Consider the following 1,915-nt stretch of genomic DNA (forward strand, 5'->3'; position numbering starts at 1 on the left):
AAAGGGCGCTGACCTTCTGGTCGCGCCCTTGAAGTTGAACGTCAGATTGTCCAAATGCGGCCCGCGCAGCGTCGAGCAGTTACGGCGTTTGGTAAAACGCCGTAACTAACGTGCTCCGTACTGCTCGTAGTAGGCGTCGATGGCGGTCTTGAGCTCGTCGTCGATGACAACCTTGCCGTCGATCTCGTGGTTGTAGAGGGTCTCGACGACCTCAGCCATGGAGACGATGCTCGCGACGGGGAAACCGTACTTGGCCTCGATCTCCTTCTGAGCGGTGGTCACACCGCCCTTGCCGACCTCCATGCGGTTGAGGGACACGATGAGGCCCTTGATCTCGACATCGGCAGCAGCCTTGACCTTGGGATAGGTCTCGTCGATGGACTTACCGCTGGTGGTGACGTCCTCGACCATGACCACGCGGTCGCCGTCCTGGGGCTCATAGCCCAGCAGGTTACCCTTGTCGGCGCCGTGGTCCTTGGCCTCCTTGCGGTCGCAGCAGTACTTGACCTCCTTGCCGTACAGCTCATGGTAGGCAATGGCGGTCACGACGGCCAGCGGAATACCCTTGTAGGCCGGTCCAAACAGCACGTCAAAGTCGTCGCCAAAGTTATCGTGGATGGCCTGGGCGTAATACTCGCCCAGCTTCTTGAGCTGATAGCCCGTCACGTAAGCGCCGGCGTTCATAAAGAACGGGGACTGACGGCCGCTCTTGAGCGTAAAGCTGCCGAACTTAAGGACGTCGGACTCGACCATAAACTTGATGAACTCTTGCTTGTAAGCCTCCATGCGGGCTCCTCTCGTAATCGCGTACGTGCCTTCCAGTTTAGCGCAGGCGAAGCGTAGATGCGGACGCGCTTTGGGGCCACGGCATTCTGTAAAGGCTTTGTCAGGGGGAATGGTTTTCCGAACAATGGGGTTGACATGTCAAACCCCCTCATCAAGAATACGGGCGGATTAAAAAGGGGTACGAGATACCCAAAGCGCACTGCGCTCAGCCTTTAGGAGGTGTGCCATGGAAGGCAGTCCTAGTCGAAAAACCTGCATGTCGCCCTCGGCACGCCGCGAGGACTCCGCACACGCATAAACGCCACCGGCAGATCGCCAAAACCACCGCAAAGGCGCGCTGCACCCTTTGTGGGCTCAAGAGCTTGACGTGAGCGACATCTAGGTTTTTTGAAGCAAATACGACACGTACGCTAACTCCCCTCAACAAGGAGGACCCTATGCTGATGCTCAAAACCGTCACGGTACTCGAAGCCATCTCCAAGCGCCGCCGCACGGCGCGCCCTGCCGCTCATACCGGCCTGTCCAAGAACACCATATTCGCCGCCACCCATAGTGCCGAGGACGCCCTCGTACTGCTTGACGCCACGGCAAACGGCCTCACCGTCGAGCAGGCAACTGAGCGCCTGAACGCCGTCGGCCCCAACACCATCGAGGCAACGACCAAAACGCTCGCCCGCCGCATCGCCGACGCGTTCATCGATCCCTTCGCCGGCATCCTCGCCGCGCTCGCACTGGTCTCGCTCTACATCGACGTGCTCGCCGTGCCCGAACCGCAGCGCGACCCCTCCACGGTCATCGTCATCGGCACCATGCTGCTGGTATCGGGCGGCATGAAGTTTATCCAGGAAGCCCGCAGCGGCAATGCGGCAGAGGCCCTCAAGGACCTGGTCTCCAACACTTGCACCGCCCTGCGCGACGGCGGGCGCATCGAGATCCCCTTCGACGAGCTCGTCCCCGGCGATGTAATCCGCCTCTCTGCCGGCGATATGGTGCCGGCAGACGCCCGCATCATCACCGCGCGCGACCTGTTTGTGATCGAGTCCGCACTCACCGGCGAGAGCGAGGCCGTCGAGAAGACCACCGCCGTCACCGTCGTCGAGGGCGCCGACGGCTCCGCACTGCCACTCTC

2 protein-coding genes are annotated in these 1,915 nt (G+C 61.0%); one reads left to right on the top strand and one right to left on the bottom strand.

Annotation, left to right across the window (positions count from 1 at the left end; all coding sequences use genetic code 11):
• Positions 1-105: 105 nt before the first annotated feature.
• A complete protein-coding gene (gene pyrE / locus AB5758_RS09620) occupies positions 106-786 on the bottom strand; it encodes an orotate phosphoribosyltransferase (RefSeq protein WP_117655467.1) in 681 nt (226 codons plus the stop codon).
• A 437-nt stretch (positions 787-1,223) separates the two neighbouring features.
• Between pyrE and AB5758_RS09625 the strand changes: the two genes are divergently transcribed.
• Positions 1,224-1,915 (top strand): P-type ATPase actuator domain-containing protein (locus tag AB5758_RS09625; RefSeq protein ID WP_368155539.1); only part of this gene is annotated, 692 nt, incomplete at its 3' end.

This window comes from Collinsella aerofaciens (assembly GCF_040926405.1).
Classification (GTDB): Bacteria; Actinomycetota; Coriobacteriia; order Coriobacteriales; family Coriobacteriaceae; genus Collinsella.

What these genes read in the sequence shown, in the direction of transcription:
- pyrE (WP_117655467.1), bottom strand. Translation starts at nt 786, where the DNA reads ATGGAGGCTTACAAGCAAGAGTTCATCAAGTTTATGGTCGAGTCCGAC.